The organism is Streptomyces sp. CRN 30, assembly GCF_034105845.1.
Genome location: NZ_JAVRHI010000181.1, coordinates 47,752 through 71,258, shown reverse-complemented (window position 1 = coordinate 71,258; position 23,507 = coordinate 47,752). Strand labels below are relative to the sequence as shown.

The window sequence follows — 23,507 nt, the reverse complement described above, 5'->3', positions numbered from 1 at the left end:
TCCCGTCCACATCCCGATGAAACGCGGGGAGGGCAACGGGACACCATCATCAGATTCCACCGGAAGGAATACCGTGAACGCAGAAAAGCTGATCGAAGGTTATGACGCCTACACCACCCCGGAGGAGCTGGCCTACAGCCCCGAGGCCGAAGCGCCGGCTTCCTCCCCGGCGGTCCTCACCACCCTCGTCATCTACCTCACATTCCGCGACGGCTGCTGATCCCGATCGTGTCCTGAGCGCGGGTGCCGGCCCTTCCGGCCGGCACCCGCGCTTTCCCATCGAGCTTCCTGGAGTGACATGACTGCTGCACGTCCCGTCGTGCTGGTGACCGGAGCGACCGCGGGTCTCGGCCAGCGACTCGCCGAAACACTGGCGTCCGACGGCTTCCTCGTTCTCCTGCACGGACGTGACCACCGCAAGGTGCACGCACTCGCGGACCGGCTCGGCGGGCAGGGGCTCGCCGTCGAGCCCCACGTGGCCGACCTCTCCTCGCTGCGGGAGGTGGCAACGCTCGCCGAGCACGTCACCGCCCGGCATCCCCGACTCGATGTGCTCATCAACAACGCGGGAGTCGGACCGGGCAGCGAGGGCGCCGTACGTGAGCTGAGCCGGGACGGGCATGAGCTGCGGTTCGCCGTGGACTACCTGGCGCCGTACCTGCTCACCCGGTCGCTGCTGCCCCTGTTGTGTGCCGCGGCTCCGGCACGAGTGGTCAACGTCGGATCCGCCGCCCAGCTGGACATCGACTTCGACGATCTGACGATGACGCGCCTCTACCACGGCTGGGTCGCCTATGGTCGCGCCAAGCTGGCACTCGCGTCCTTCACCATGGATCTGGCGGAGGAGCTCGAACCCAGGCAGGTCACCGCCAACTGCCTGCACCCGGCCAGCTTCATGGACACCCCCATGGTGCGCGAGATCGGCACCCCTCCCCGCTCGACCGTGCAGGAGGGCGCCGACGCGGTGCTCCGGCTGGTGTGCGGTGAGGCAACGGCGGACGTCACCGGGCAGTACTTCGACGGAACCACGCCCGCGGACCCGCATGAGGCCGTGACCGACCCGGCGCGGCGCCGGGCGCTGCGAAAGGTCACCGAAGAACTCCTCCGCGACCATTCGGGTCTCCTCGGCCCGCTCGTCTGACAGGTGCCCCATGTCGTCTCCCACGGCGCTGTACGCCGACCTCCACCGTCATACGCTCTCCAACGGGCTGCGCGTCGTTCTCTGCCCGCGTCCGGCGATCCCTCTGGTGGCCGTCACCGTCCATTACCGCGTCGGGTTCCGGTCCGAACCCGCGGAGCGCACCGGCTTCGCCCATCTGTTCGAGCACCTCATGTTCCAGGGCAGCGAGTGTGTAGCCCCCGGGCAGCACGCCCGCGCCGTCCAGGAGTCGGGCGGCGTCAGCAACGGCTCGACGCACCAGGACTACACCGAGTTCCACCAGATCGCCCCTGCCGAAGCGCTGGACCGGATCCTCTTCCTGGAGGCCGACCGCATGCGTGCCCCCCTCATCACCGCCGAGCACCTCCGCACACAGATCGACGTGGTGAAGGAAGAGATCCGCCTCAACATCCTCGACCGGCCCTACGGAGGATTCCCCTGGCTGCGCCTTCCCGCCGCGCTCTACCGCGCGGCGCACAACACCCATGAGGGCTACGGCGAGTTCGCCGACCTGGACAGGGCCGGAACCGAGGACTGCCGCTCGTTCTTCGACGCCTACTACGCTCCCGGCAACGCGGTGCTCACCGTGGCGGGCGGGTTCGACCCGGTGCACGCACTCGACCGGGTGCTGCACCACTTCGAGCACATACCGACCCGGCCGTGCCCTGCCGCTCGCTCGCTCGACGAGCCCTCGCCGTCCCGGCAGCGCACGGTCCGGTACGAGGACAGACACGCGCCGCTGCCGGCCGTCGCGGTCGGTTACCGTCTGCGCGGTCCCGGCGAGGACCCCGCCGGATATCTCGCCCATCTGCTCGTGTCCCACATGCTCGGGGACGGGCCGTCGGCCCGGCTGCCCCGGCGGTTGGCCGCCGACGCCGTCGCCGCGGAGTCGACGCGCGCCGGATGCGGGCTGTTCGCGCCCTTCGACGCCCTCACCCCCGACCTGCTCAGCGTGAGCACGGTGCACGACCCGGCCACGCCACCCGAAGCAGTGCAGCGGATCCTGGAGGAGGAACTCGCCGAGCTGGCCGCCGAGGGGCCGGACCCCGAAGAGCTGGCGACAGCACGCACGCGCACGCTGACCGCCATCCACCGGCGCACCGACGACCTTCTCCAGCTTACGAAGGCTCTCGGGGCACACGAGGTGCTTCACGGGCGAGCCGAACTCCTGCACGACATCATCCGGATGCTGGGCAGCATCACCGTCGCGGAGGTGGCCTCGGCGGCGAGCAGCCTGTGCACCGCGCCGCCGGCCGTGCTGCTGCTGGTGCCCGCGGGCACCTCAGCCGGGGAGCCGGTCCGGTGACCTGCCTCCACGACCGCCTCTCCTGCCGCTGTGCCCGCTCCCTGCCCGCCTCCGGGCCGCGCGCCGATCACCGCTTCCCGCCCTTCAGGGACGTCACCCTGCCCAGCGGGCTGCGGATCGTAGCCGTGCGCACTCCCTCGGCGCCCATGGTGGAACTGCGGCTGCGCATCCCGCACATCGCCGACACCCCACAGCAACAGGCGCTGGCGGAGCTGGCCGCCACCCTGCTCTTCGCGCCGGACACGGACGGACCGCGTCGGCGCTACGGCACCAGCCGCCACGTGCACAGCGGACGCGTCGGAGCCGTCCGCGGCATGGACTGCCTGGCCATCACGGCATACGGTCTGACGGACCGCCTCGGCGAACTCCTCGACCTCGTCGCCGGGGAACTCACCGGCCCCTCGCTCACCGAGCAGGCCGTGGAACGGGCCCGCCATCGCGTGAACGCCCAGTGCGCGGTCCTCGCCGCCGACCCTCGCGTACGGGCGGCGGAGGCCCTTTTCCGCCACTGTCTCGGCGAGTCGTCGGGGCGGGGACGGCACGAAGCCGCCCAGCACACCGCTGCTGTCACGCCAACCTCCCTCGCGGTGTGGACCAGCGCCGCTCTCACCTCCCGCGGCTCCGTCCTGGTCCTGGTCGGTGACATCGAACCCGATGACGCCATCGCCTCGGTGGCGTCCTCCTGGGCCGGTTGGCAGGCGCAGGCTCCGGCCGACCCACTGCCCCGGCCCCATGACCTGGTCCGGCCTCACGGCCTGCGCTTCATCCCTCTGCCCGGCGCGCACCAGAGCCACATCGTCCTGGCAGCCCCGGCGGTGTCTCCGATGTCGCCCGCGTACCCCTCCCTCGACATCGCCAACACCGCGTTCGGCGGGGCGATCTCCTCACGGCTCTCCCAGTCCCTGCGGGACCGGCACGGAGCGGCCTACCTCGCCCAGTCCGGGGTCGTCCACCCGGGTGGCCGGCCGCTCCTCGTCGCTCAGGCCGCCACCCGTACCGACCGCACCGCGACCACCCTGGAGCGGATGTGCCGGGAACTGGCGCGTATGCGCTGCGCTTCCCCCACCGCCGCGGAGTGTGACGCCGCACGCGCGTATCTGGTGGGCTCGATGCTCACCGCTCTGTCCTCCCAGGCGTCCTTCGCCTCCCTGCTGGCCGACCTGCTGGCCGCAGACGCCTCGCCCGGCTGGATCGCCGCCCACCCGCAGCGCCTGGACGACGTCACTCCCCGCGAGGTCGCCGACGCCGCCGCCCGGTACTTCGCCCCCGACCGTTTCACCGGGGTCGTCGTCGGCGACCCCGCCTGCCTGCCTGATCTTGCGCAGGCGTCCCGTCCCGGCCCGCCACTGATCACCGAAGGCGTGTGAGAACGTGCAGCAGACAGACTCCCACGGGTCCGGCAAGGCCCGTACCGCCCTTCCCTCGCAGCTCGGCCCCGAGCCCTCCGCGGCAGCCCAGCGCGTCCTGCCCAGCGATCTCAGCCGGGTTCCGGAGGTCACACGACTGCTCACCCGGCTGGGGCTGGGCGGCTTCGACACCGCCACCATCTCGTCGCTGCCCGGCCGCAACGAGAACTGGCTGGGCACCACCACCCAGGGCGTCGCCGTCTTCGTCAAGCAACTCGGAGGAGCGCCGGAAGGATCGGCGCAGCGGCTGCGGCGCCTGATCTCCTTCGAGCGCTGCATCACCGCCACGGACACCGTGCGCGCCCTGACCACTCCTCGCCTGCTCGGCTGGGACGAACCCACACGGCTCGTCGTCTATGAGCGGGTGGCAAGCGCCCGCACCGGGGCGGAGTTGGCCGAAGGCGGGGACTTCACACCGGAGCTGGCGCACCGGGCCGGACAGGCATTAGCCGAACTCCACCGTCTTCAGGCACCCGGCCACCTGGACGGCAGCGCTCCTCCGCTCCCTCCGACCGAACTGCTGAACGCCCTGCCGCTGCAGTCGTTCAGCAGGGCCAGCGGGGCGGAGCTCGAGGCGTGGCGGCTGCTGCAGAACGACGGGCCGCTGATCGAGGCACTGCGCGGCCTGCGTCGCCAGGAACGGGCGGCGCGCCCGGTCCCCGCCCACTGCGACCTGCGTCTGGACCAGTTCCTGTACGACGGTTCCGCACTGCTGCTCACGGACTGGGAGGAGTTCAGGAAAGCCGACCCGGCCCGAGACATCGGCGCCTTCGCCGGTGAATGGCTGTACCGTGCGGTGATCCAGGTGCCCGGCAGAATGGGAGTGCTGCCCTTCACCACCGGAACCGCCTCGCACCGCGACGTGTTGGCCACCGGCGTACAGGCACTGGAAGAAGTACGGCCGATGACGCGGCAGTTCTGGGCCGGTTACCGTGCCGTCGCCGGCACCGCCGAGCCCGGCCTGGTCTCGCGCGCCACCGCCTTCGCCGGCTGGCATCTTCTCGACCGTTTCCTCGCCGGAGCCCATGAACGCCCGCAGATACGCGCGGCCGAACGCGCGGCCGCGGGTATCGGACGCACCGCGGTCCTGTCCCCCGGCGAGTTCTGCGCCGCACTCGGTCTGGAGGCCCGCTCATGAACGCCGCTGCCGGAACCCTGCCGGACGGGCTGCGCGCCGCACTGGAAGAGGTGACCGTGTCGCCCGATCTCACCAGTGCGACAGTAGGAGCCCGCCAGCTGACGGCCGACACTCCTCACGCTCTGCGGCACCGGCTGTCAGCTGCCCTGTACGAAGCCTGGCACACCGGCCGGGAGACTCCGCGAAGCCGTCCCCGCACGCTCCGCGACCCGGCCTTCGAGCAGCGACTGGCCGCCGCGATGCCCCATCGCAGTACCACCGTCGTGGCCCGCGTACTGCACCGGGCGGCCGACGGCACCCTCACGGTGCAGCACGCCGGGCTGCGGATCGACGTCCCAGCGGCACACGTCGAGCCCATGCCACCCAGCCACCCCCACCAGCAGGTGGACATCCGCGTGGACGCCGCCCGGCCGGCTCTCTCACCCGGTTTCTTCCTGGCCGACGGAACCCGTCCGCTCACCGGCACGGACGCTGTCCTGCGTGTGTACCTCCATCCGCACTCCGCGGAGAGTGCCGTCGAGGTATGGCGCACCGTACTCGAGGACTTGGAACACGACCGGACCCCCTACCGTGCGAAAGTCTGCTCCTCGCCCTGGCTCCACCCCCGCCGTGACGCCTTGGTGGTCTATCTACTTGCGGACGCCTGGACACGCGCCCAGGCCCTGGCGCGGGCCGCGGCGGGCACCGGCTGCCTGGCGGACGACGTCTCGGTGTTCGCCAGGCGACTGGCCCCCGGCGCCGCCGCGGCGTGGGAACCCTCCGACGGACGGCCCTTCATGAGAGGCATGAGCTTCGGTCAGCACCGTGCCGCCGCGGTCACGGACGGCCTCCTCGCTCACGCCGCGGGCCACGGCTCTTCCGACCGCCATGAGGCCGTGGCCACCGCTCTTGTCGCAGCCGGGGTCGACCCCGGCTGCCCCGCGCACAACCTGACGGCGGATCCGTATCCGCTCACACCTCACGCGAGCCTGCCCGAACCGCATCGCGGCGTGAGGCACTCTCCGTCCCACCACGACGAGTAGGAGCAGGGCTTCACCCTGGTCTGCGACACCCTCGACCGCGTACTGCTCCGACATGCTTGCACAGCCATTTGGCCTCGGGCTCTTCCTGGCGGTCAGCCAGACCTCCGCGGCACTGTCGAGGCGGGGGTCGCGGACCGCGTTGCGTGCGGCCTCGGTGATGAGTGCGGTGACCGTGGTGCCCTCGGTCTCGGCCCGCTCCTGCAGCCGGGCATGGAGGTTTTCGGGGACCCGGATCGTCACTGACTTCGATATGCCCCGACCGTACAGCAGGGCGTACAGCGCGGGTACGGATCCAGCGAGCGCCCCGCGAGAGGGCGGGCCAGGTCGCAGCGGAAGGTAATGGCACTGTCCTGGGTCATCCGCTGAAGCCGGTGACGGGTGGCGGCTCGCTCATCCCGGTCGCCGCCCCGCGGTCGAGGGAGCCGAGGCGTCCGTCAGGGCGAGGCCGACGGATTCGAGGGGCCGCGCGCGGCACCGCACCTCGACGTAGGTGACGGTCGGGGACTCCGCTGCGTCGTACGCGGCGGCCCAGGCCAGGCCGTTCGCGCGCACTCGTTTCCGGTGAGGCCGCCGCGGTCGCGTCCACGCCCGATCGAAAGTTTCGAACGTGGCGCACATGCTTGCGTAACGTTCCTTCCATGACGCATTCCGCCTCTCACGACGGTTCGCGTGAGAAGCGGTTTGACCAGGGGAAGCCGCACTCGCCAAACCTCTTCTGGTTAAGGAGAAGTTTCCGAAAGAATGTCGAAAGTGTTGACAGGCTCATGGCGCTTTTCGAAAACTATGGCCACCGGAAGACAGGAGACTGTCGTTCCCCTCGCGTCGTGTGACCGGGGATGGCGGTCGGTCGTTGCGGCACGACGTCGGGCGACCCCCGCCGTGTTCCATGCAAGGCCGCGGGCAGCGGAAGCCGCCCGACCCCCACCAGCCTTCATCGGGAGGACGCATGCAGCAGGACGGCACGCAGCAGGACCAGACTCAGCAGAACCCCGCTCCCTTCAGCGGCTTGAGCCGACGAGGCTTCCTCGGCGGCGCCGGCACCGTCGCGCTCGCCACCGCGTCCGGACTGCTGCTACCCGGCACCGCCCACGCCGCCACCACCATCACCACCAACCAGACCGGCTACGACGGCATGTACTACTCGTTCTGGACCGACGGCGGCGGCTCCGTCTCCATGACGCTCAACGGCGGCGGCAGTTACAGCACCCGGTGGACCAACTGCGGCAACTTCGTCGCCGGCAAGGGCTGGAACACCGGTGGGCGCAGGACGGTCCGCTACACCGGCTACTTCAACCCGTCGGGCAACGGCTACGGCTGCCTCTACGGCTGGACGTCGAACCCGCTGGTGGAGTACTATATCGTCGACAACTGGGGCAGCTACCGGCCCACCGGCGAGTACAGGGGCACCGTCTACAGCGACGGCGGCACGTACGACATCTACAAGACGACGCGGTACAACGCCCCCTCCGTCGAGGGCACCCGCACCTTCGACCAGTACTGGAGCGTCCGGCAGTCGAAGGTGACCAGCGGCTCTGGAACTATCACCACAGGCAACCACTTCGACGCCTGGGCACGCGCGGGCATGAACATGGGCCAGTTCAGGTACTACTTGATCATGGCCACCGAGGGGTACCAGAGCAGCGGAAGCTCGAACATCACGGTCAGCGGCTGACCTCTGTCCGGCGGACAACCGGCTGCGGACTCCGTCCTCGTGGCGGATTCCGCAGCCGTGGCGAACTCGCCACCGTGGCCGACCTCCACACAGCGATCGGCGACATCCCCGTAGTGCTCCATAATCGCCTCACCCATGCCGCCCTGAGGCAACGCGCCGACCCGGCATGGTCAGGACCGTGCTTACACGCATGATCTACCCGCTCACGACGCGGGTCTTCGCGTGGCCGGCCCTGCTGTGCAGATCCACCGCAGCGAAGAACGTCGAAATACTCACCCTGCGGCACGAAGTAGCCCTGCTGCGGCGACAGGTCCCCGCTCGCTCCGAAGCTCAGTCGGTCGGACCGGGCGCTCTGGCCGCGCTCGCCCGGCACCAACGACTGCTCAAACAGAAGTGGACCCAGCCGCCATCCCCAGGGCGCCCGCCGCTTCTCGACGAGGCTCCTGTCCTCGTCCTCGGGGGATCGCCGAGCCCGATCCCCGGGAGGCCGATCCACGGGACAACGAGGACTCGAGACGTTGCAACCTGGAATACCCGGGTAGCCAGACCGTCTTTTCGGCCCGGTCACGGGCCGACGGGACAAGGGGCACCCTTCGAGGCCAACTACCGTGCCTACGGGGCGAGAAAGATCTGGCGGGAGCTGAACCGGCAGGGCCACGCGGTGGCCCGCTGCACCGTCGAGCGGCTGATGCGCGAGCTCGGCATCACCGGCGCCGTCCGCGGCCGGCGTGTGATCACCACGCTGCCCGGCGGGCATGTCGATCGGGCCCCGGACCTCGTCGACCGCGACTTCGTCGCCGGCGCCCCGAACCGGTGCTGGGTCGCGGACTTCACCCACGTGAAGACCTGGGCAGGTGTCGTCTACGTCGCCTTCGTCGTGGACACTTTCTCCCGCCGGATCGTCGGCTGGTCCGCGGCCACCGTGAAGGAGACGGTCTTGGACGCCCTCAACCCGAACCGCGCATTCGACGCAGTTGTGATTGGAGAGCCGCAACGCATTCTCTACGGCGCCCAGTTCGACAACACCTTCCCAATCTTCGTGCACTTTCGCGTCCCGTTGTGGGTGACAGAGGTCGGTGGGCCCATCGACCCCGACAACGAGGCTCACGACGTGGTCATGTCCGTCTTCGGCGGCATGAGCAAGGGCGAGCGCAACCGCATCAAGATTCGGGTGCGGACCGCTATGAGCTCCCAGGTCCAGCTCCAAGGCCGCTACCTGGGCGGACGGCCGCCCTACGGCTACCGGATCGCCGACGCCGGTTCCCACCCCAACCCGGCTAAGGCTGCCGCCGGCCAGCAGATCCACACGCTCGAGCCCGACCCCGTCGCCGCGCCCGTCGTACAGAGAAGCTTCCGGTTGTACGTCGACGGCCTCAGCAGCCGGTCCATCGCCCTCCAGCTCACTCGGGATGGCATTCCCTGCCCGTCCGCCCACGACGCGGCCCGCAACCCCCACCGGAAGAAGACCGCTTGGCAGGCGGGCGCCGTGCGCGCCATCCTCCTCAACCCGCGCTACACCGGCTACGAGGTGTGGAACAAGCAGCGCAAGGAGGAACGCCTCCTCGACGTCGACGACGTCACCCTCGGCCACCAGACCTACCTGACCCACGACCCCGCCGACCAATGGCTCTACTCCAACGAGCCCGCCCACGAAGCACTCATCACCACCGAGCTCTTCGACGCCGCCCAGGCCGCGCGCAAGCAGCGGGCCCACAACCACCAACGCCAGGAACGGGCCAGGAGGGAAGGTGGGCGGCCCTACGTCCTACACGGACGGGTGCGGTGCTCACTGTGCGGACGGAAAATGCACGCGGCCGCCATCCGCAAGACGGTGTACCACCGGTGCGAGTACAAGGAGGAAGAGGCGCGGAACAGCGCCCCCGACCACCCGCGCACCGTCTACCTGCGCGAGGACGTCGTATGCCGCGCACTCGATCAGTGGATCGCCCGGGCCTTCGAACCCAACCGGCTCGCCGCCACCATCAAAGCCCTCAGCCTCGCCAGCGCCGCAGCAAGCACCGCCGACGCCCAGACGCCCGAGCAGGCCCAAGCGCGCCAAGCGCTCAAGGACTGCGAGCGCCGGTTCGCCCGCTACCAGGCCGCCCTCGAAGCCGGCGCCGACCCCGCCGTCGTCACCCAGTGGATCAACGACGCGCACAAGGACAAGCAGACGGCGCAGGAGAAGCTGGACGCGCTCCCCGCCGTCACCCGCAAGAAGGAATCCCCGCTCACCGCCCAGCAGATCCGCGAGCTCACTGAAAGCCTAGGTGACATCGCACAGCGCATCCACACGGCCGACGCCGCGAAGAAAGGCCCGCTCTACGAAGCCCTCGGGATTGAGATCACGTACCAGAACGAAACAAGGACCGCGACCGTCAGGTCGCGGTCCTTGTCCGCGTATCGCTACAGCGAGTGCGAGTGTCCGAGGGGGGACTTGAACCCCCACGCCCGATAAAGGGCACTAGCACCTCAAGCTAGCGCGTCTGCCATTCCGCCACCCGGACTAGGTGTCTGCCGCCTGGCCGGGGGCTTCCCCGCGGCGACATGGACAACCATACCAAGGTTTCGCAGCGCCTTTCACCTGCGTTTCCGTGCCGTGGCCGGGCCGTGAAGGGCCCGCGGACAGCGGTTGCGCACCCTTACCGCGGGTGCGCGACCGGCTGCTTTCCGTGTCGTGGTGGGGGCCCGGTGTGCCGGGGTGTCGGTCGGGTCAGGGTGTCAGCTGGTACTCCGGGAAGTTGCCCGGCAGCCGTTCGCCTGTCGGGCCCTGGGTGACCGCGCGGACGAGGAGGTCGCCGCCGACGAAGGCGCCGCGCCAGGAGGCGCCGAAGCCGCCGAACAGTTCCTCGCGGTCGCCGCGGGAGCGGGGGCGGCCGTGGCCGACCTTGAAGGCGCGGATCTGGGGGGCGAGACGGGTGTAGGTCGCCCGGTCGTCCGTGGAGAGGGTGGCGACGAGGGCGCCGTTGGACGCGTTCATGGCGGCCAGCAGTTCCGCCTCCGTGTCGACCAGGACGATCGTGTCGACCGGGCCGAACGGTTCGGCGTGGTGAAGGGGGGAGGAGGGGGGCGGGTTGAGGAGGGTGACCGGCTGGACGTACGCCGCCGTGTCCTGGCCGGGGAGGAAGCGGGCCTCCGTCGGCTTGCCGCGGTGGAGGGGGATCGCGCCGCGGTCGATGGCCTCGGTCACCTGGTCGGCCAGTTCCTTGGCCTTGGCGGCGTTGATGACCGGGCCGAAGTCCAGCTGGGGGTAGGGGGCGTCCGGGTGGTCGACGGCGAGCGGGTGGCCGGTCCTGAGGGTGCGCACCGCCGGGAGGTACGCCGCCAGGAACTCGTCGAACAGGGTGCGCTGGACGACGAAGCGCGGGTACGCCGTGCAGCGCTGCTTGCCGTAGTCGAAGAGTGCGGGGATGACCGCTGTGAGTGCTTCCCAGTCCGTGTAGTTCCAGATGCCCCAGGTGTTGAGGCCCTCCTGTTCGAGGATGTGGCGTTTGCCGAGGTCGGCTACTGCCGTGGCCACGGCGGCGCCGGTGTCGCGGCCGCCGACGAAGGAGACACAGCCGATCTCGGGGGCTCGGACCAGCGCTTCCGAGAGCTCGCCGCCGCTGCCGCTCACCAGGGTGACGGGGATGCCCTCGCGTACGGCCAGCGCACAGGCCAGGGTGAGGCAGGCGACACCGCCGTCGGTCGGGGTCTTGGCGATGACCGCGTTGCCCGCCAGGGCTTGCACCAACATGGCGTGTACGAGCACGCTCATCGGATAGTTCCAGCTCGCGATGTTGGAGACCGGGCCGTCGAGTGGGGAGCGGCCCTCGATCATGGTGTTGATGCCGTCCACGTACCAGCGCACGCCTTCGATGGCGCGGTCCACGTCGGCCTGCGCCAGGCGCCAGGGCTTGCCGATCTCCCAGACCAGGAGCAGGGCGAGGAGTTCCCTGTGCTGAGCCAGGGCGTCGAGGGTGGCTGCTACGCGGGCGCGGCGTTCGGGGAGGGGGATGTGGCGCCAAGCGCGGTGCTGGTCCAGTGCGGCGCGTACGGCTTGGTGGGCGGTGGCGCCGTCGAGGCGGGGCGGGCCGGCGATGGGGCTGCCGTCGACGGGGGTCGTCGCGGGCAGGGCGCGGCCGTCCGCCTGCCAGGCCGCACCCCAGAGGTTGAGGACGCGGTCGTCCCGGAAGGCCTCGGGGGCGACGGCGAGACAGCGTTGCCAGGCGTGTGACCAGGAGGTTCCGGACTTGAGGGTGGGGGTGAGGGTGGGGGTGGGGGTCGAAGGCACGGGTGCCGTTGCTTCCGGTGAAACCGGTGCAGATGTTGTTGCCGTCGCTGTCGATGGAGCCGATGAAGTCGTTGATGACGATGGAGCCGTTGATGCCATTCGGTTGCTCCGCTCTCGGTGCACAGTCGGGGGCGGGTCGTGCATGGCTCGGAGGGCGCGTACATCGCGTACATGACGCACCTGGGGTTGGGCATGGCACAGGAGGGGCGTGCACGGTACAGAGGGGCGGGCGTGCACGGTTGGGGGTGTTCGTACGGCGCATGGCGCGCCTCGCGTACCGGTGGAGCTCGGGTGGGTACGCGAGGCGCGGTATCCAAGACGGTAGTGAGTCGGGGCGGCGCCGGAAAGCCGTCTTCCGTCAACTATGGGCGACATCCGGCTTGCTTAGAACCCGTCAGCGTCGCCGACGGGTTGCGCCAACATCACTGCGCCGACCGTGTGGCCCTTGATGCCCCTACCGAGTACCTGACTGACCATCAGTTTGGCTGTGGACGGGTCGGCGGCGAGCTTCACGCCGCCCACCTTGCCGAGCCGGCGGGCGTTCATGCGGGCCTCCTCGGGTGAGTCCGTGACCTTGGCCCGTGGCACCGGGATGCCGTGGTCCGCGAAGGGTTTCCTCGCCTGGTGTTCGTGCAGGTCCATCCCGGCTCCTGACAGCTGAGACATCCCGGCTGCTGACCGCCGGGGACGAGTGAGGGCCCGGGAACCTGAGTCCCGAAAAGTGCCGCACGCCCCCTGGACACCACCCACCGGATGCGGGATAACAAGCTTCATACAGTATTCGTCGACTGTATGCAATTACTCGCGACGGCATCCACGAACAGCGCGTGCACCTCGTCCGAGCTGCGCGAACGCGCACCCCAGCCCCTACGAAGGGACAGGACTTCGCCATGCCCGACGACAACAGCCAGGACCTCATCTCCGGTGGGCACCTGGTCGCCAAGGCACTCAAAGCGGAGGGTGTGGAGGTCATCTACACCCTGTGCGGCGGCCACATCATCGACATCTACGACGGCTGCGTCGACGAGGGCATCGAGGTCGTCGACGTCCGTCACGAGCAGGTCGCCGCCCACGCCGCCGACGGGTACGCGCGCATCACCGGCAGGCCCGGGTGTGCCGTCGTCACGGCCGGCCCGGGGACGACCGACGCGGTGACCGGTGTCGCCAACGCGTTCCGCGCGGAGTCACCGATGCTGCTGATCGGCGGGCAGGGGGCGCTCACCCAGCACAAGATGGGGTCGCTGCAGGACCTGCCGCACGTGGACATGATGGCGCCGATCACCAAGTTCGCGGCGACCGTGCCGGACACGGCGCGCGCGGCCGACATGGTGTCGATGGCGTTCCGCGAGTGCTACCACGGTGCGCCCGGACCGTCCTTCCTGGAGATCCCGCGGGACGTACTGGACGCGAAGGTGCCGGTGGAGAAGGCGCGGGTGCCGAAGGCGGGCGCGTACCGTGCTTCGACGCGCTCGGCCGGTGACCCCGAGGCCGTCGAGCGGCTCGCCGATCTGCTGGTGCATGCCGAGAAGCCCGTCGTCCTGCTGGGCAGCCAGGTGTGGACGACCCGTGGCACCGAGGCCGCCATCGAGTTGGTGCGCACGCTGAACGTCCCCGCGTACATGAACGGCGCCGGGCGCGGCACGCTGCCACCCGGGGACCCGCACCACTTCCAGCTCTCCCGCCGGTACGCCTTCAGCAACGCCGACGTCATCGTCATCGTCGGCACGCCCTTCGACTTCCGCATGGGGTACGGCAAGCGGCTGTCGCCGGACGCGACCGTCGTGCAGATCGACCTCGACTACCGGACCGTCGGCAAGAACCGCGACGTCGACCTGGGGATCGTCGGCGACGCGGGCATGGTGCTGAAGGCCGTGACCGAGGCCGCTTCCGGGCGCGTCAACGGGGGCGCGTCGAAGCGCAAGGAATGGCTCGACGAGCTGCGAGCCGCCGAGCAGAAGGCGATCGAGAAGCGACTGCCGAGCCTGAGGTCCGACGCCTCCCCCATCCATCCGTACCGGCTGGTCAGCGAGATCAACGACTTCCTCACCGAGGACTCGGTCTACATCGGCGACGGCGGCGACATCGTCACCTTCTCCGGGCAGGTCGTGCAGCCCAAGTCACCCGGGCACTGGATGGACCCGGGTCCGCTCGGCACGCTCGGTGTCGGCGTCCCCTTCGTGCTCGCGGCCAAGCAGGCGCGGCCCGACAAGGAGGTGGTGGCCCTCTTCGGCGACGGCGCGTTCTCCCTGACCGGCTGGGACTTCGAGACCCTCGTCCGTTACGACCTCCCGTTCGTCGGCATCGTCGGCAACAACTCCTCCATGAACCAGATCCGCTACGGCCAGGCCGCCAAGTACGGCAAGGAGCGCGAGCGGGTCGGCAACACCCTCGGTGACGTCCGCTACGACGAGTTCGCGCGGATGCTGGGCGGTCACGGCGAGGAGGTCCGCGACCCCGCCGACATCGGCCCGGCACTGCGGCGCGCCCGCGAGTCCGGGAAGCCCTCGCTGATCAACGTCTGGGTCGACCCGGACGCGTACGCCCCCGGGACCATGAACCAGACCATGTACAAGTGAGGAGCGCTTGCCATGACCAAGGCCCTCGAAGGCATCCGCGTCCTGGACATGACGCACGTCCAGTCCGGGCCCTCCGCGACCCAGCTCCTCGCCTGGCTCGGCGCTGACGTCGTCAAGTTGGAGGCGCCGACCGGGGACATCACCCGCAAGCAGCTGCGGGACCTCCCGGACGTCGACTCCCTCTACTTCACGATGCTCAACTGCAACAAGCGGAGCATCACCCTCAACACCAAGACCGAACGCGGCAAGGAGCTGCTCACCGAGCTGATCCGGCGCTCCGACGTCATGGTCGAGAACTTCGGGCCGGGCGCGGTCGACCGCATGGGCTTCACCTGGGACCGCATCCAGGAGATCAATCCGCGGATCGTCTATGCCTCCATCAAGGGGTTCGGGGACGGCCCGTACACCAACTTCAAGGCGTACGAGGTCGTCGCGCAGGCCATGGGCGGGTCGATGTCCACCACGGGCTTCGAGGACGGGCCGCCGCTGGCGACGGGGGCCCAGATCGGGGACTCGGGCACGGGTGTCCATGCCGTGGCGGGGATTCTCGCGGCGCTGTACCAGCGGGAGAACACCGGGCGCGGTCAGCGGGTCAACGTGGCCATGCAGCATGCCGTGCTCAACCTCTGCCGGGTGAAGTTGCGCGATCAGCAGCGCCTGGCCCATGGCCCGCTCGCTGAATATCCCAACGACGACTTCGGCACGGAGGTTCCCCGTTCGGGAAACGCGTCCGGCGGCGGTCAGCCAGGCTGGGCGGTCCAGTGCGCGCCGGGCGGCCCGAACGACTACGTGTACGTGATCGTGCAGCCCGTGGGCTGGAAGCCGCTCACCGACCTCATCGGCCGGCCGGAGCTGGCGGACGACCCGGAGTGGGCGACGCCCGAGGCCCGGCTGCCCAGGCTGAACAAGATGTTCCAGCTCATCGAGGAGTGGTCCTCGACCCTGCCCAAGTGGGAGGTGTTGGAGCGGCTGAACGCCCACAACATCCCGTGCGGGCCGATCCTGTCCACCAAGGAGATCGTCGAGGACCGTTCGCTGGTCGCCAACGAGATGGTCGTGACGGTGCCGCACCCCGAGCGGGGTGAGTTCACCACCGTGGGCAGCCCGCTGAAGCTGTCCGACTCACCGGTGGAGGTGACCAGTTCGCCGCTGCTCGGCGAGCACAACGAAGAGGTCTACGTCGGCGAGCTCGGCCTCGGCGACGAGGAACTGCGCCTGCTCAAGTCGAACGGGGTGATCTGACGTGATGGCGGAGGACCGGGTGCTGAGGGTGCGCGCGCTGCTCGACAGCGTGCGCGCCGAGGGGCGCGCCGCGCTGACCGCGCCGGAGGGCAAGGTGATCGCCGACGCGTACGGGATCGCCGTGCCCGGCGAGGAGCTGGCGACGGACGTGGACGAGGCGGTGGCGTGCGCGGCGCGCTTCGGCGGTCCCGTCGTGATGAAGATCGTCTCCCCCGACATCCTGCACAAGACCGACGCGGGCGGTGTGGTCGTCGGTGTGGAGGGCGCGGCGGACGTACGGGCCGTGTTCCACCGGATCGTCGACAACGCGCGCGCGTACGACCCCGAAGCGCGTATCGAGGGCGTGCAGATACAGGAGCTGCTGCCGAGCGGGCAGGAGGTGATCGTCGGTGCGGTGACCGATCCGACCTTCGGGAAGGTGGTGGCGTTCGGGCTCGGCGGGGTGCTGGTGGAGGTCCTCAAGGACGTCACCTTCCGGCTGGCGCCCGTCTCCGCCGACGAGGCCGTGTCCATGCTGGACTCCATCCGTGCGGCCGAGGTGCTGCGCGGGGTGCGCGGCGCGCCGGCCGTGGACCGGTGGGCGGTCGCCGAGCAGATCCGCCGGGTCTCACAGCTCGTCGCGGACTTCCCGGAGATCGCCGAGGTGGACCTCAACCCCGTGATCGCCACCCCACAGGGGGCGGTCGCGGCGGACATCCGCGTGATCCTCGCCGACTCGGTGCCCGAGCCCCGCCGCACGTACACGCGCGCGGAGATCCTCACCTCGATGCGGCGGCTGATGCAGCCGTCGTCGGTCGCCGTGATCGGCGCGTCGAACGAGCAGGGCAAGATCGGCAACTCGGTGATGCGCAACCTCGTCGACGGGGGCTTCGCCGGGGAGATCCACCCGGTGAACCCCAAGGCCGATGACATCCTGGGCCGCAAGGCGTACAAGAGTGTCACGGACGTTCCCGGTGAGGTGGACGTGGCGGTCTTCGCGATCCCCGCCAAGTTCGTGGCCGCGGCGCTGGAGGAGGTGGGGCGGAAGAAGATCCCGAACGCCGTGCTGATCCCCTCCGGGTTCGCGGAGACCGGCGAGCACGAGCTGCAGGCCGGGATCGTGGCGATCGCCGAGCGGCACGGCGTCCGGCTGCTGGGGCCGAACATCTACGGCTACTACTCGACGTGGCAGGACCTGTGCGCCACGTTCTGCACGCCGTACGACGTCAAGGGCGGGGTCGCGCTGACCTCGCAGTCCGGTGGCATCGGGATGGCCATCCTGGGGTTCGCGCGGACCACGAAGACGGGGGTGTCGGCGATCGTCGGGCTCGGCAACAAGTCCGACCTGGACGAGGACGACCTGCTGACCTGGTTCGGCGAGGACCCGCACACCGACTGCATCGCCATGCACCTGGAGGACCTCAAGGACGGGCGCGCCTTCGTGGCGGCGGCGCGGGCGACCGTACCGAAGAAGCCGGTGGTGGTCCTGAAGGCCGGACGCACGGCGGCGGGTGCCAAGGCGGCCGGGTCCCACACGGGCGCGCTCGCCGGGGACGACGCCGTGTACGACGACATCCTGCGGCAGGCCGGCGTCATCCGTGCGCCTGGACTGAACGAGATGCTGGAGTACGCGCGCGCGTTGCCGGTGCTTCCGGTCCCCACCGGTGACAACGTCGTCATCATCACGGGGGCCGGCGGCAGCGGTGTGCTGCTGTCCGACGCGGTGACCGACAACGGGCTGTCGCTGATGGAGATCCCGCCGGACCTGGACGCGTCCTTCCGGGAGTACATCCCGCCCTTCGGGGCCGCGGGCAACCCGGTGGACATCACCGGGGGCGAGCCGCCGTCGACGTACGAGGCGACGATCCGCCTGGGCCTTACGGACCCGCGCATCCACGCGCTCGTCCTCGGCTACTGGCACACCATCGTCACCCCTCCCATGGTCTTCGCCGAGCTCACCGCGCGCGTGGTCGCCGAATACCGGGACCGCGGCATCGAGAAGCCCGTGGTGGCATCGCTCGCGGGCGACGTGGAGGTCGAGGAGGCGTGCCAGTACCTCTTCGAGCGGGGGGTCGTGGCGTATCCCTACACGACCGAGAAGCCGGTGGCGGTGCTCGGGGCCAAGTATCGGTGGGCGCGGGCGGCGGGGCTGCTGTGAGGGGCACGCGCGGGGTGACGTCAACGGGGTCGTCGGGGGGCGGTACATGAGGTGAGTGAGGGCGGGGGCGGCCGGCGGTGCGCGTCGGCCGCCCCCAGGACCCGTGCGCGCACGGAAGGCATTGGACAGGGGGCGCTGGCCAGACTTTCGAACGCTAGGGGTGCATGAGCCAATGACGACCACCGACCTGACGACGTCCGTCTCCCCCAGGGAGGTGACGGACCGCAACGGCCGCCTGTACCGGATCGGTGAGACCGACCGGGACATCATGGGGCGACCCCGCTGGACCATGGTCCTCTTCCCCTGGATGGGGATGCTAGGCATCAGTTCGTCCGAATACGCGTTCACCTCCGCCGAGGACACACTGCACCAGGCGCATCTGTGGGACAGCGGGCACATCTTCTGGCTGATGGGTGTCTGGGTGTTCTTCCAGGCCGCCGTCGCCTTCCCGGCCGGACAGTTACGGGAGAGCGGGAAGCTGCCCGCGCGGTACGCGATGATGCTGGGCGCGGTCGGCACGATCCTGGGGTACGTCTCGCTGGCGTACGCGCCGCACGTCATCGTCGCGTACATCGGCTTCGGCATGTTCAGCGGCATCGGTGCCGGCCTCGTCTACGCGACCTGCGTGAACATGGTCGGCAAGTGGTACCCGGAGCGCAAGGGCGGCAAGACCGGCCTGGTCAACGGCGGTTTCGCCTACGGCTCGGTGCCCTTCGTGTTCCTGTTCACCTCGTACATGGACCTCAGCAACTACCAGGGCGTCCTGGTCATGGTGGGTCTCATCTGCTGCGCGGTGGTGGCGTTCGCGGGCTGGTTCTTCAAGGACCCGCCGAAGAACTGGTGGCCCCCGCACGTGGACCCGCTGCGGCAGACCGACGACCCGAAGATCCGCCGGGCACTGGAGAAGAACCCGCCCGCGGTGAAGCAGTACACGCCGAAGGAGGCCGCGCGGACACCCGTCCTGTGGATGATGTGGTTCTGCCTGCTGTGCACGGCCGGCATCAACATCTTCGGCATCGCCTTCCAGGTGCCGTTCGGCAAGGACATGGGCTTCGCGGGCGGGATCGTGGCCACGGCGATGTCCCTGAAAGCGATCGTCAACGGCACGGGCCGCGGGGTGATCGGCTGGATCTCCGACCGCTACGGGCGGCGCAACACGCTGATCATCGTGTGCATCGTGCTGGGTACGGCCCAGTTCGGCGTCCTCGTCTCGGGCCAGATGGGCAGCATGCCGTTCTTCCTGTTCTGCTCGATGGTCTCCGGCTTCGGCGGCGGCGCGATCTTCCCGCTGTTCGCGGCCATGACGGCCGACTACTTCGGTGAGAACAACAACGCCACCAACTACGGCATGGTCTACAGCTCCAAGCTGGTCTCCGGTCTCGTGGGCTCCGGCATGGGCGCGGTCGTCGTCGGCGCCTGGGACTACGAGGGCGCCTTCGTGCTGGCCGGCTGCATCGGGCTGGCGTCCGCCGTCCTGGCGCTGTTCCTGAAGGCACCGGGCAGGCCACAGGTCAAACGGGTGGTGCCCAACCCGCAGCCCCTGGGCGAGGAGACCGCCTGAGGGCACTCCGATGCCGCTCTCCAGGGGACGGCCCTCCCCACGACGCCACGTGGGGAGGGCCGTCTCATGCTCCTGCGTCCGGTGTCAGCGGCGCTTCCCGCGGAGGGCCGCGAGGTTGTCGTAACCGATCTTCGCGTACCGCAGGGACTGGCCGAGGTCGGTGGTGCTGGGGGCGTCGTCCTGCTCGACCATCGGGTTGTGGTAGTTCCTCTCCCCCACCCGGGAGAAGAACGTCCGGTAGTCGATGACGCCGGTGCCGAAGGGCACCATGTCGTAGCCCTGGCCATTGGTCGTGTTGACGGTGCCGTCCTTGGCGTGGAACAGCGGGTAGCGCTTGTTGTTGCGGGCCACGAGCGCCGCCGGGTCGAACACGTTCCTGCGGGTCGAACCGTCGTGGGCCGTGTAGGTGTGGAACTTGTACTGGGCCACGTGCGCCCAGAAGATGTCCATCTCCAGCCAGACGGACTTCGGGTCGGTGACCTTCAGGAAGTACTCGAGCTTGCGGATGCCGGAGCTGCGGGTGGGCCGGCCCTGGTCGTCCCGCGGACCCCCGTCGAGCAGGAAGCCGTACGCGGCGTCGTGGTTGTGGGTGTACAGCTTGATGCCCGCACGGCGGGCTATGGCGCCCATCGCGTTCCACTTGTCGGCCGCGACGTCCCAGTCGGCCCGGTAGGAGCTGCCCGTGGGGTCGCCACCGGTGCCCATGTGGTCCAGGCCCAGGATGTTGGCGATCTCCAGGTGCTTCTTGAAGGTGTCCAGGTCCGCGGCGGTCAGCGGCCAGGAGGACGGGATGAAGCCGTGGTTGCCCTGCGCCCTGAGCCCGTAGTCGTCGAGCCAGGAACGCAGCAGCCGAGCACCCTTGACGGTGGCCAGGTCGGCGCCGCCCGGAGCGTTGGCGTGCTGGCTGTAACCGGCGAACTCCACCTGCCGGTAGCCGTAGCGCGCGAGCTGCTTGAAGACCTCACGGAAGCCGGAGGGCAGGTTCGAGGTGAGCGGGTCGCGACCCGTCGCGTCGCGGACGGTGTAGAGGATGATGCCGCGCTTGCCCGGCGGGACGAGGGCGTCACCACCGTGGCCGTGGCCACGGTCGTGGTCGTCGTCTCTGCCCCGGCCGTGCGCCAGGGCCGGTGAGGCGCCGATGACGGGTGCGGCGATCGCCGCGGTCGCCACGGCGGCGGTGCAGGTGCTGAGGAAGCGGCGGCGGTCGACGCCGAGAGCGCGACGCAGCGCGTCGCCGGTCCCGGATTCTTCCTTGAACACGGTCACGGTGTCTCTCTTTCTCGTCGGTGTTCAGCTGCGGTGATCAGCCGCAGTGGTCAGCTGAGGTGGTCAGCTGTGGCGGGTGCCGGGGAAAGGGCAGGTCGGACGCGTACGGGACGCGTTGTCAGTGGCGCGTGCTTCACTTTCCGTAGTCGCTCAACCGGTCTCCGTCAGGTCAGGCCGGCCAGGGCGAGCAGCAGGGATTTCACGTCGGTGGCCGCGACGCGGCCGGTGACCGCGCGGGGGGTGGAGCAGATGAGGAGCGGACCGTCGTCGTCGCTCGCGGGAAGGCGGCCGTGGCTGCCTCGGATAGGTGAGGCGTCCAGCGGTACGACCGCCATGCGGTAGCGCATGCCCAGTTTCTTGCGGGCGACCGCCGTGGCCGCCTTGACCTTCACATAGGGGTCGAGCGGGTCCATGAACAGTTCGACCGGGTCGTAGCCGGGTTTGCGGTGGATCTCGACGAGCTGCGCGAAGTCGGGCGCGCGGTCGTCGTCGAGCCAGTAGTAGTACGTGAACCAGGCGTCCGGCTCCGCCACGGCGACGAGCTCGCCGGCGCGCGGATGGTCGAGGTGGTGGGCCTTCTTGCCCTCGTCGTCGAGGAGCTGCTCGATGCCGGGGAGGTCGGCGAGTGCGGCCCGGGTGGCTTCCAGGTCCTCGGGACGGCGTACGTAGACGTGGGCGATCTGGTGGTCGGCGACCGCGAAGGCGCGGGAGGCCATCGTGTCGAGGTACTCCATGCCGTCCTGCGTGTGGACTTCCAGGAGTCCCGCGCGGCGCAGGGCGCGGTTGATGTCGACGGACCGGTTGACGCGGGTGATGCCGTACTCGGACAGCGCGACGACGGTACGGCCCTGCGCGCGAGCGTCGTCGAGGAGCGGGGCGAGGGCGGTGTCGAGGTCGGTCGCCGCCTGCAGTGAGCGCGGGTCGTCGGGACCGAAGCGTTGCAGGTCGTAGTCGAGGTGAGGGAGGTAGCACAGGGTCAGGTCGGGGTGCCGGGTGCGCATGATGTGACGGGTGGCGTCGATGATCCACCGGCTGGAGACGAGGTCGGCGCCGGGGCCCCAGAAGTGGAACAGCGGGAAGGTGCCGAGTTTCTCGGTGAGTTCGTCGTGCAGATCCGGGGGCCTGGTGTAGCAGTCGGGTTCCTTGCGGCCGTCGGCGTAGTAGACGGGACGGGGGGTGACGGTGATGTCGGTGTCGGCGCCCATGGCGTACCACCAGCAGATGTTGGCGACCGTGTAGCCGGGGTGGGCGCGGCGGGCGGCGTCCCAGAGCCTGTCGCCGGAGACGAGGCCGTTGTGCTGGCGCCACAGCAGGACGTCGCCGAGTTCGCGGAAGTACCAGCCGTTGCCGACGATGCCGTGCTCGGCGGGGAGTGTGCCGGTCAGGAAGGTGGACTGGGCGGCGCAGGTGACGGCGGGCAGGACGGTGCCCAGGTGGGCCTGTGAGCCGGACTGACCGAGGGCCTTGAGGTGGGGCATGTGGTCGAGGAGACGGGGGGTGAGGCCGACGACGTCCAGGACGAGGAGCGGGGTGGGGCCCGTCGCCGTGGGCGGTGGGGCGGTGTCCGCCGCTTCGGGAGAGGTCACGGCAGCTCCTTCAGGCCGAGGTCGGTCAGCAGGTCGCGGGCGAGGGTGAGTTCGGCGGCTATGCCGTGGGCCAGCTGGGAGCGGCCGCGGGGGCGCAGTTCGGGGGGCAGGGCCTGCCAGGTGTAGGTCTCGACCTCCAGGTGGTGGGTCAGCGGGCGGGGGCCGCCGACCAGGCGGGTCAGTGCCGCCTTGAGTACGGGGAGGGTGGAGGTGAGGGGCGCGGCGGGGGCGGCGTGCAGCGGGACGTGGAAGTGGGCGCGCCACGGGGTCGCGTCGGGCAGGGCCTCGCCCTTGAGCGCCTCGCCGAGGTCGTCGGTGCCCCGGAGTCCGGCCGAGGTGTCGACGCGGGTCTGGTGCAGGAAGCGGGGCTCGTCGAACGCGCCGAGGGCCTCGCGGACGCCGGGGAGGTGGGGGTGCTCGGCGTGCAGGGCGGCCGAGAGCTGGGACTTGATCACGGGGACGCCGGCGTGGGCCAGCGCGTCCAGTGCGGAGTGCGGGTCTTCGAAGGAGGTGGCGAGGTGGCAGGTGTCGACGCAGACACCGAGGCGGTCGTGGCCGATCGCGGTGAGCGGGGCGATGGCGTCGCCGGTGGTCTCGACGGTGCAGCCGGGTTCGGGTTCCAGGCCGACGCGCAGGGATCGGCCGGTCAGCTCGGCGAGGGCGTCGAGGCGTTCGGCGAGGGTGGTGAGGGCCGCGGTGGCCGCGGCGGCGCGGGTGTCGTCGTACGCGGTGCGCCAGGCCAGGGGCAGGGTGGAGATGGTGCCCTCGGTGACGTCGTCGGGGAGGAGGCCGGCGAGGACGCGGGCCAGGGAGGTGGTGTACTCCAATCGCTCCGGGTCGGCCCAGTCCGGCTTGTAGACGCGGTACTTGACCTCCTCGGCGCCGAAGCCCTCGTAGGGAAAGCCGTTCAGGGTGACGACCTCGAGGCCGCGGCGGTCGAGCTCGGCGCGCAGGCCGCGCAGCGCGGACGGGTCGGTGACGAGGGCGTGGGCGGCGTCCTTGGCGAGCCACAGTCCGATGCCGAGGCGGTCGCGGCCCAGGCGGCGGCGGACCGGTTCGCAGTGGTCGCGCAGCTGGGCGAGGACGCCGTCGAGGGTCTCGGCCGGGTGGACGTTGGTGCAGTAGGCGAGGTGGACGGTGGAGCCGTCGGGGTGCCGGAAGCGCAT

General features: G+C 70.0%; 17 protein-coding genes, 1 tRNA gene and 3 pseudogenes. 13 read left to right on the top strand and 8 right to left on the bottom strand.

Annotated features, from left to right (window positions below; genetic code table 11):
* The first annotated feature begins 73 nt into the window (after positions 1-73).
* From UW392_RS18475 to UW392_RS18450, 6 genes are all read left to right on the top strand, one after another.
* Positions 74-220: an LxmA leader domain family RiPP gene (locus tag UW392_RS18475; protein WP_320776120.1), complete on the top strand. Its 147-nt coding sequence runs from the start codon at positions 74-76 to the stop codon at positions 218-220.
* Positions 221-298: 78 nt separating this feature from the next.
* Entirely contained in the window at positions 299-1,141 is an 843-nt protein-coding gene (locus UW392_RS18470) for an SDR family NAD(P)-dependent oxidoreductase (protein WP_320776119.1), read from the top strand.
* Between the two features lie 10 nt (positions 1,142-1,151).
* Entirely contained in the window at positions 1,152-2,465 is a 1,314-nt protein-coding gene (locus UW392_RS18465) for a pitrilysin family protein (RefSeq protein WP_320776118.1), read from the top strand.
* Positions 2,462-3,832 carry a M16 family metallopeptidase gene (locus UW392_RS18460; protein ID WP_320776117.1) on the top strand — a complete coding sequence of 457 codons (1,371 nt, stop codon included), beginning with the start codon at positions 2,462-2,464 and terminating at the stop codon, positions 3,830-3,832. Before UW392_RS18465 ends, UW392_RS18460 begins: the two co-directional genes overlap by 4 nt.
* A gap of 4 nt (positions 3,833-3,836) precedes the next feature.
* Complete coding sequence (gene lxmK, locus UW392_RS18455) at positions 3,837-5,009, top strand: class V lanthionine synthetase subunit LxmK (RefSeq protein WP_320776116.1); 1,173 nt, start codon at positions 3,837-3,839, stop codon at positions 5,007-5,009.
* A complete protein-coding gene (locus UW392_RS18450) occupies positions 5,006-6,031 on the top strand; it encodes a T3SS effector HopA1 family protein (RefSeq protein WP_320776115.1) in 1,026 nt (341 codons plus the stop codon). Before lxmK ends, UW392_RS18450 begins: the two co-directional genes overlap by 4 nt.
* Positions 6,032-6,175: 144 nt before the next feature.
* Here UW392_RS18450 and UW392_RS18445 read toward each other — a convergent pair.
* Both UW392_RS18445 and UW392_RS18440 read right to left on the bottom strand, forming a co-directional pair.
* Positions 6,176-6,271, bottom strand: a pseudogene (locus tag UW392_RS18445) (toxin-antitoxin system HicB family antitoxin); the annotation flags it as partial.
* 150 nt (positions 6,272-6,421) lie between these two features.
* Complete coding sequence (locus UW392_RS18440; RefSeq protein ID WP_320776114.1) at positions 6,422-6,583, bottom strand: hypothetical protein; 162 nt, start codon at positions 6,581-6,583, stop codon at positions 6,422-6,424.
* Positions 6,584-6,977: 394 nt separating this feature from the next.
* On the opposite strand from UW392_RS18440, the gene UW392_RS18435 reads away from it, so the two are divergent.
* The 3 genes and pseudogenes from UW392_RS18435 (at position 6,978) to UW392_RS18425 (ending at position 10,158) form a co-directional block, all read left to right on the top strand.
* Entirely contained in the window at positions 6,978-7,703 is a 726-nt protein-coding gene (locus UW392_RS18435) for a glycoside hydrolase family 11 protein (RefSeq protein WP_320776113.1), read from the top strand.
* 592 nt (positions 7,704-8,295) lie between these two features.
* Positions 8,296-8,652, top strand: a pseudogene (locus tag UW392_RS18430) (IS3 family transposase); the annotation flags it as partial.
* A 168-nt stretch (positions 8,653-8,820) separates the two neighbouring features.
* Complete coding sequence (locus UW392_RS18425) at positions 8,821-10,158, top strand: recombinase family protein (protein WP_320776128.1); 1,338 nt, start codon at positions 8,821-8,823, stop codon at positions 10,156-10,158.
* Here the strand turns inward: UW392_RS18425 and UW392_RS18420 are convergent.
* The 3 genes and pseudogenes from UW392_RS18420 to UW392_RS18410 form a co-directional block, all read right to left on the bottom strand.
* Positions 10,123-10,207, bottom strand: a tRNA-Leu gene (locus UW392_RS18420). The genes UW392_RS18425 and UW392_RS18420 overlap by 36 nt on opposite strands.
* A 206-nt stretch (positions 10,208-10,413) precedes the next feature.
* Positions 10,414-12,072 carry an aldehyde dehydrogenase family protein gene (locus tag UW392_RS18415; protein ID WP_414496350.1) on the bottom strand — a complete coding sequence of 553 codons (1,659 nt, stop codon included), beginning with the start codon at positions 12,070-12,072 and terminating at the stop codon, positions 10,414-10,416.
* Between the two features lie 306 nt (positions 12,073-12,378).
* Positions 12,379-12,615, bottom strand: a pseudogene (locus UW392_RS18410) (ATP-grasp domain-containing protein); the annotation flags it as partial.
* 248 nt (positions 12,616-12,863) lie between these two features.
* Here UW392_RS18410 and UW392_RS18405 point away from each other — a divergent pair.
* The 4 genes from UW392_RS18405 to UW392_RS18390 all read left to right on the top strand — a co-directional run bounded on the left by UW392_RS18405 (position 12,864) and on the right by UW392_RS18390 (position 19,489).
* Entirely contained in the window at positions 12,864-14,549 is a 1,686-nt protein-coding gene (locus UW392_RS18405; RefSeq protein WP_320776111.1) for a thiamine pyrophosphate-binding protein, read from the top strand.
* 12 nt (positions 14,550-14,561) lie between these two features.
* Positions 14,562-15,791: a formyl-CoA transferase gene (gene frc, locus UW392_RS18400; protein ID WP_320776110.1), complete on the top strand. Its 1,230-nt coding sequence runs from the start codon at positions 14,562-14,564 to the stop codon at positions 15,789-15,791.
* A 4-nt stretch (positions 15,792-15,795) separates the two neighbouring features.
* Complete coding sequence (locus UW392_RS18395) at positions 15,796-17,928, top strand: acetate--CoA ligase family protein (RefSeq protein WP_320776109.1); 2,133 nt, start codon at positions 15,796-15,798, stop codon at positions 17,926-17,928.
* Positions 17,929-18,100: 172 nt separating this feature from the next.
* Positions 18,101-19,489, top strand: a complete 1,389-nt coding sequence (locus UW392_RS18390; protein ID WP_320776108.1) for an OFA family MFS transporter — start codon at positions 18,101-18,103, stop codon at positions 19,487-19,489.
* Positions 19,490-19,573: 84 nt separating this feature from the next.
* Here the strand turns inward: UW392_RS18390 and UW392_RS18385 are convergent, their stop codons facing one another.
* The 3 genes from UW392_RS18385 to eboE form a co-directional block, all read right to left on the bottom strand.
* The gene (locus tag UW392_RS18385) at positions 19,574-20,755 is read right to left on the bottom strand and encodes a sugar phosphate isomerase/epimerase family protein (protein WP_320776107.1); all 1,182 of its coding nucleotides are present in this window, start codon (positions 20,753-20,755) and stop codon (positions 19,574-19,576) included.
* A 164-nt stretch (positions 20,756-20,919) separates the two neighbouring features.
* Positions 20,920-22,341: an alkaline phosphatase family protein gene (locus UW392_RS18380; protein WP_320776106.1), complete on the bottom strand. Its 1,422-nt coding sequence runs from the start codon at positions 22,339-22,341 to the stop codon at positions 20,920-20,922.
* Positions 22,338-23,507 (bottom strand): metabolite traffic protein EboE, encoded by a 1,170-nt coding sequence (gene eboE, locus UW392_RS18375; RefSeq protein ID WP_320776105.1) that lies wholly within the window; start codon positions 23,505-23,507, stop codon positions 22,338-22,340. The genes UW392_RS18380 and eboE overlap by 4 nt, the downstream gene beginning before the upstream one ends.